This is a genomic window from Promicromonospora kroppenstedtii DSM 19349 (genome assembly GCF_000515355.1).
GTDB lineage: Bacteria > Actinomycetota > Actinomycetes > Actinomycetales > Cellulomonadaceae > Promicromonospora > Promicromonospora kroppenstedtii.
Window position 1 is genome coordinate 90,886 of the sequence record NZ_KI911665.1, and the last position, 7,030, is coordinate 97,915.

A 7,030-nucleotide genomic window follows, 5' to 3' on the forward strand; every position below is an offset into this window, starting at 1 on the left:
CCGAGACGGCCTGAGCGGGCACGCAAGAAGGGCCGTGCTCCCCGAGGGAGCACGGCCCTTCTCACGAGTTACGTCAGAGCGGCACGACTGCTTCCGCCTGCGGACCCTTGGGACCCTGCGTGATCTCGAACTCGACCCGCTGGGCCTCCTCGAGAGACCGGTACCCGTTGGACTGGATTGCGGAGTAGTGCACGAAGACGTCGGCGCCGCCGCCGTCCTGGGCGATGAACCCGTAGCCCTTCTCCGCGTTGAACCACTTCACAGAACCCTGCGCCATGCTGTCCTTCGACCTTCCGTCCGGGATCCGACGGCGAGCCCGTTGCCCGCCCCCGTGCCGCAATGCTTTCCCGACTTGCTCACGACACGGCGGACGTGGCCTTGGTACGTCACTGCAACGTGCGCCAGTGTGGCATGGACCACTCAAATGTGCCACGGAACACGCACATTTCTGCCGCAGCTATGACACACCGGTCCGCGAAGTCACCTGGAACGGCGCTCACTCGCCGTTCTGCTGTGCGAGGAATCGCTCGAACTCCGCGCCGAGCTCGTCGGCGCTCGGGATCGGCGTGGTCTCCGCGAGCAGGCTCGGGCGGCCGATCGAGCGGGCGAACGCGTCGTACTGCTCCTCCAGCGCCTTGACCACGGCGGCGATCTCGGAGGACTCCGCGACCTGCTTCTCCACCTCGATCTTGGCGTCGGTCGCGGCCTCCTCGAGCCCGCCGATCGCCAGGTCCAGCCCGGTGGCACGCTCGATGTGCTGCAGCCCGACGACCGTGGCCGGCGGGTACTGCGACTGCGCGAGGTAGTGCGGCACGTGCACGGTGAAGCCGAGCGCGTCGTGCCCCGACTCGCCCAGGCGGTACTCCAGGAGCGCCGCCAGCGAGCCCGGCACCTTCACGCTGCCGAACCACGAGGTGTAGTCGTCGACCAGGCCGGGCCGGGTCGCGTGCGCCGTCAGCGACAGCGGGCGGGTGTGCGGCAGCCCCATCGGGATGCCCTGCACGCCCACCAGGAGGCTCACGTTGAAGCGCTCCACGAGCTGGGTCAGCGCCGCGACCACGCGCTCCCACTGCAGGTCCGGCTCGGCGCCGTGCAGCAGCAGGAACCCGGTGCCCTCGGCGTCGGTCAGGTGGTCGACGGCGAGGTAGGGGGCCTGGTAGTCGGCCCACCGGTCGGAGTCGAACGTCATGGTCACCCGCTTGGAGCGGTAGTCCAGCAGCTGGTCCACGTCGAACGTCACCAGACGCTCCACGCGGAACTCGTCGATCAGGTGCTCGACGGCGAGGTCGCCCGCGCTGCCGGCGTCCACGAAACCGCGGACGGCGTGCAACATGACGGGTCCGTCGGAGCTGCCGGGCACGCTGCGACCCAGCGTGCGCTCCACCGCTGCCTCGTCGACGTCGTAGATGCCCTGGGGGTCAAGCACGTGCGCTCCCTCGCTCGTCGGAGTACTGCCGAACACCCGATCCGGAAGGGTGTCTGCTCTGGTCCAACGCAACGGGGGCCGGGTGTCTTCCCGTTACGCCCTGAGCGTCGCGAGAAAGCCCGGCTCAGCGGCCGGGCAGGCGCACCACCGAGACGAAGAAGTCGTCGATCCGGCGCACCACGTCGATGAACCGGTCGAAGTCGACCGGCTTGGTCACGTACGCGTTGGCGTGCAGCGAGTACGAGCCGACGACGTCCTCCTGGGCGTCCGACGTGGTCAGCACGACCACCGGGATGTGCCGAAGCATGGGGTCGCCCTTGGCGACGGCGAGCACCTCGAGCCCGTCCATCTTGGGCAGGTTGAGGTCCAGGAGCACCAGGTCAGGGGTCGGCGCCTGGGCGTACTGGCCCTGCTTGCGCAGGAACTCCAGTGCGCTCACGCCGTCGCCGACCACGGAGACGTTGTTCGGGACGCGGTGGTCCTCGAAGGCCTCCCGCGTCATCAGGACGTCGCCCGGGTCGTCCTCCACGAGGAGGATCTCCATCACCTTCTGACCGCTCACGTTGACCACCCGGCCCGTACCTGTCCCATGAAGTCGGCATCGCCGGGCCCCCTCGTCGCGGCCCGCCGTCGGCCCTGGTCAGGCCGCCTCATTGAAGCGTAGTCGACTGCGCCCGTTCGGTCGAAAGGCGCCCCGTGCCGGGCTGGCCCTGCCGTCGGGCCAGGGTGAACCGCACGATGGTGCCGCCGCCGTCGGCCGGCTCGATCCAGATGCGGCCCTTGTGGTACTCGACGATCCGTTTGACCAGCGAGAGGCCGATCCCGGTGCCCGCGTACTGCTCGCGCGAGTGCAGCCGCTGGAAGATGACGAACACCCGCTCGGCGTACTGGGCGTCGATGCCGATGCCGTTGTCCACCACCGAGATCTCCCAGTGCGCACGCATGCTGCGCACCTCGATCCGCACGCTCGGCGGCCGGTCGGGGTCCCGGAACTTGAGCGAGTTGCCGATCAGGTTGACGAAGATCTGCTGGAGCAGCGCACGCTCGCCGTGCACCACGGGCATCGGGTCGTGCACGATCTCGGCGTCCGCGGCCGTGATCCGATCGGACAGCTCCGCGAGCGCCGCGGTCAGCACACCCTCCAGCTCGACGTCCTCGCGCGGGACGCCCGTGCGGCCCACACGCGAGAAGCTGAGCAGGTCCTGGATGAGCCGCTGCATGCGCTTGGCGCCGTCCACGGCGAACTCGATGTACTGGTCGGCGCGGTCGTCGAGCGAGCCGCCGTAACGCTTCTGCAGGAGCTGCGTGAAGCTCGCGACCTTGCGCAGCGGCTCCTGGAGGTCGTGCGACGCCACGTAGGCGAACTGCTCCAGGTCGCGGTTGGACCGCTCGAGCTCGCGTGCCTGCTCGCTCAGCAGGGTGTGCGCGTTCTCGACCTCCTGGTGCGACAGCCGGATCTCCTCCACCTGGTGCACCAGCTCGCGGCGCATGGTCTCCACGTGCATGGCCAGCAGGGCGACCTCACCCGTGCCGGCGGGCCGGATCTCCCTCCCGAGCACGCCGCTGCTGACCACGCGGACCGCGGCGGTGAGCTCCGTGAGCGGCCGGATCACCCATGACTCCAGGGCGAGCCACATCATGGTGCCCATCAGCACGACCACGAGCACGAGCGTCGCCACGGCGCCCAGCAGCAGCCGCTCCCAGACGGCGCGGGTGTCCACGACCTCGTCGCGCTGCGCGCTCAGCTCGGCCAGGTACCGGGAGACGGCGTCGTTGGCGGCCTCGTACAGCGCGTCGCCCCGCGCGATCGGCGGGGCGGTGCTCAGCAGCTCCATCTGGCAGGCCATCTGGCCGGCCGGTGCTGCCTCGACGGCCGCGACCACGGGCTCGGCGTACTCGTCGAACCAGGCGTCGGTGCGGCGCACGGCCTCCTCGTAGGCCTGCAGCACCTCGGCGTCCGAGGCCAGCGCGCGGCGCTCGACGTCGGCCAGGAGCATGATGCGGCCGCTCGCCCCGACGGCGCGGGTCCAGGGCTCCAGCGCGGCCTCGTCGCAGGTGGCGCGGTAGGCGCTCACCGACGCGTCGGCGTCGGCGAGCGCCACGGAGGCCCGCTCGCCGTCGACCAGGGCTCGGTAGTAGGGGCCGTCGGCGCGGGCGTCCAGGCTGCGGGACTGGACCAGGGCGAGCACCGCCACCGCGAGCGCCAGCACGAGCATGGCCGCGACGGCGCCGAGCAGGCGAGCGAGGCGGCGGCGCATCGACACACCGGTGAACCGGTGCTCGTCCGGCACTAGCGTCATGCCCGCGACCACTCCACCGAGTCGGCCAGGGTCGAGGTGCGCTCCCCCGGTTCGGTGGCGCCGGCGCCGGCCCAGCCGACGAACAGCAGCGCGGCGTCGTCGACGAGGGGGCCGCCGTGCAGGGCGCGCACGCGGCGCAGCACGCGGGTGACGACCTCGTCGGTGCCCTGGTCCATCTCATGCTCGACGACGCTGCGCAGGCCGTGCGCCCCGAGCCGCGGCATGCGCCCGTGGGCACTGGGCGGGAGGATCGGCGTGCCCTCGGGGTCGGCGCCGACGGCCGCCTCGACGAGCCCGTCGGTGTAGAGCACGGCGGTCCACACCTCGGGCAGGTGTACGCGGTGGGCGGTCCAGGTGCCCTCGACGGGGATGCCGAGCGCGCGGCCGCGGTCGGACGAGGACAGCTCCTCGCAGCGGTGGGTGGTGGTGGACTCGCCGGACGGCGTCTGCGGCACCACGAGCAGGGGCGGCAGGTGCCCGGCGAGGTAGACGTCCATGTGCGAGCGGTCGGGCGAGATCACGGCCTGGCAGATGGTGACGAACACCTCGGGCCGCCCGCGTTCGGCCAGGAGCACCCGTTCGAGCAGCGGCAGCACGTCGTCGGCGGGGGTGTCGGCCAGCACGAGCGTGCGCCAGGCGGTGCGCATCGCGGCGCCGAGCGCCGCCTCGTCCGGGCCGTGCCCGGCGACGTCGCCGATGACGGTGACCAGGGTGCCGTCGGGGCGTTCCACGGTGTCGAAGAAATCTCCGCCGAGCAGGCCGTTGCCGCCGGGCAGGTAGCCGACCATGACGGAGACCCGCTCGTCGGTGACGAGCTCCTTGGGCAGCAGGGCGCGCTCCAGGCGCGTGGTCTCGGCGGCGCGCACCTCGCTGCGGAACAGCGCGATCTGCTGGGCGGCCGAGCGCCGGCGCAGCGTGGCGTAGCGCAGGCAGCGGGCCAGCCCGTCGCCGTCCACCTCGCCCTTGACCAGGTAGTCGTCGGCGCCGTTGGCGACGGCGGCCGAGCCCAGGTCGTGTGCCGTGTTCCCGGTGAGCACCACGACGGCGGGCTGCACCGGCAGCACCTCGATGCCGGCCATGACGCGGCGCAGGGCGCCCAGCCCCTCGGCGTCGGGCAGGCCCAGGTCGAGGAGCAGGCAGTCCACGGCGACCATGGACAGGATGTTGAGGGCCTCGTCGACGGAGCGTGCGCGGTGCAGGTCCGCGCGCAGGTCGGAATCCACGTCGGCGTCGGCAAGGAGCTCGCTCACGAGGAACGCGTCGGCGTCGTCGTCCTCGACCAGCAGCACCGATATCGGACCGTCGAGCCGGGCCGGGCGCGCCTCGGGGCCGGGCCCGCCTGAGGGCCTCGCAGGACCCGCTCCGCCCGGTGCCATGGCGGCGATCCTATCCAGCGTGACGACGCCCTGTCAGCGGACAGGCCGACGGGTGAGCAATAATGGTCGGCCGGTTGATTGCGACCGGAGAGAACTCGCGGGTGGAAGTCGGAGGCTCGCTGGTGAAACACGGAGGTAGGGCGTGACGGGAATCGCGGGCGAGCTGGCCCACGAGCAAGCAGTCGTCGACACGATGTACGTCCGCTTGGACACCCTGCGCGGCACCACCGCGAACCGGCTACGGAACGTGCGCCTGGAGGGCGCCTCCGGGACGCACCAGAACCGCAGCGAGCGCGACGCGTTCGCGACCATGTACGAGGACCGGGCCGCGCAGCTCGACGCGGTCGAGGACCGCCTGGTCTTCGGCCGGCTGGACCTGTCCGACGGTGCGACGAGGTACGTGGGCCGCATCGGCCTGACGGACGCCGAGCACCGCTCGATGCTCACCGACTGGCGCGCACCGGCCGCGGAGGCGTTCTACCGGGCCACGGCGCTGCACCCGGGCGACGTCCGGCGGCGTCGGCACCTGGTGACCAAGGGCCGCGCGGTGACCGGCCTGGAGGACGAGGTCCTGGACCTCGAGGCCGAGATCGACGCCGACGCGCTGTCCGGCGAGGGCGCGCTGCTGGCGGCGATGGCCCAGGGCCGTACGGGCCGGATGACGGACATCGTCGCGACCATCCAGGCCGAGCAGGACCGCATCATCCGCTCCGACCTGACCGGGGCGCTCGTGGTCCAGGGCGGGCCGGGCACGGGCAAGACCGCGGTCGCGCTGCACCGCGCCGCCTACCTCTTGTACGCGCACCGGCGCCTGCTGGAGCGCTCCGGCGTGCTGGTCGTGGGCCCCTCCAGCGCCTTCCTGCGGTATATCGACCAGGTGCTGCCCTCCCTCGGCGAGACCGGCGTGGTGTCCACCACGATCGGCAGCCTGCTGCCGGGGGTCCGGGCGACCGGGGTCGACGAGGGCCAGGTGGCCCGGCTCAAGGGCCTGCTGCTGTGGCGCAAGGTGATCCGCCGGGCCGTGCGGGCGCGCGAGCGCGTGCCGCGGCACCCGGTCGAGGTGCGGGTCGAGGGGCACGACTTCGTGATCCACCCCCGCGACGTCGCCGACGCGATCGCCCGCGCCCGCCGCACGCACAAGCCGCACAACCTGGCGCGCGCGTCGTTCGTGCGCGACATGCTCGGGCGGCTGGCCGACCAGTACCGCGACTTCGACGGCGCGCCGCTGTCGGCCGAGGACCGCGCCTCCGTGGTCGAGGACCTGCGCTCCGACCGCGACGTCCGCGTGGCGCTCAACATCGCCTGGCTGCCGATCACGCCGGAGCGGCTCGTCTCCGACCTGTACGCCAAGCCGCACCGGCTGGCCGAGGCCGCGCCGGAGCTGTCCGAGCGCGAGCGACGCCTGCTGGCCCGCGACCCGGGCGCGCCGTGGACCGAGTCGGACGTACCGATCCTGGACGAGGCGTACGAGCTGCTGGGCGAGGACGACTCCCTGGCGCGGGCCGAGGCCCAGCTCCGCGAGGCGGAGCGGGCCCAGGAGCTCGAGTACGCGCGCAACGTGCTCTCCGCCACGGGCGCGGGCGGCGGCCTGGTCGACGCCGAGACGCTCGCCTCCCGCTTCGCCGCGAGCGGCCCGTCGCTCACGACGGCGGAGCGCGCCGCCGCGGACCGGTCCTGGACCTACGGCCACGTGGTGGTCGACGAGGCGCAGGAGCTGTCCCCGATGGCCTGGCGGGCGCTGGTGCGCCGGGTGCCGACGCGCTCGATGACCATCGTCGGCGACGTCGCCCAGACCTCGTCGGCGGCCGGTGCCCGCAGCTGGGACCGCATGCTCACGCCGCTGCTGCGCGACGGCTGGCGGCTCGCCGAGCTCACCGTCTCCTACCGCACGCCGGCCACCGTGGCCGACACCGCCCAGCGGGTCGCGC

General features: G+C 72.5%; 6 protein-coding genes. 1 reads left to right on the forward strand and 5 read right to left on the reverse strand.

All coding sequences use genetic code 11. The features are described 5' to 3' along the window. Positions 1–73 precede the first annotated feature (73 nt). The 5 genes from PROKR_RS12790 to PROKR_RS12810 form a co-directional block, all read right to left on the reverse strand. Entirely contained in the window at positions 74–277 is a 204-nt protein-coding gene (locus PROKR_RS12790; protein WP_020016705.1) for a cold-shock protein, read from the reverse strand. Positions 278–496: 219 nt separating this feature from the next. Next, complete coding sequence (locus tag PROKR_RS12795; RefSeq protein ID WP_211240126.1) at positions 497–1,426, reverse strand: proteasome assembly chaperone family protein; 930 nt, start codon at positions 1,424–1,426, stop codon at positions 497–499. Between the two features lie 124 nt (positions 1,427–1,550). Next, positions 1,551–1,970, reverse strand: a complete 420-nt coding sequence (locus PROKR_RS12800; RefSeq protein ID WP_036963882.1) for a response regulator — start codon at positions 1,968–1,970, stop codon at positions 1,551–1,553. 106 nt (positions 1,971–2,076) lie between these two features. Continuing rightward, a complete protein-coding gene (locus PROKR_RS12805) occupies positions 2,077–3,726 on the reverse strand; it encodes a sensor histidine kinase (protein WP_245605807.1) in 1,650 nt (549 codons plus the stop codon). Then, positions 3,723–5,102 (reverse strand): PP2C family protein-serine/threonine phosphatase, encoded by a 1,380-nt coding sequence (locus PROKR_RS12810; protein WP_245605808.1) that lies wholly within the window; start codon positions 5,100–5,102, stop codon positions 3,723–3,725. Before PROKR_RS12810 ends, PROKR_RS12805 begins: the two co-directional genes overlap by 4 nt. A gap of 142 nt (positions 5,103–5,244) precedes the next feature. Between PROKR_RS12810 and PROKR_RS12815 the strand changes: the two genes are divergently transcribed. Continuing rightward, positions 5,245–7,030, forward strand: a 1,786-nt coding sequence (locus tag PROKR_RS12815; RefSeq protein ID WP_036963768.1) for a HelD family protein, incomplete at its 3' end; no start/stop codon positions are given.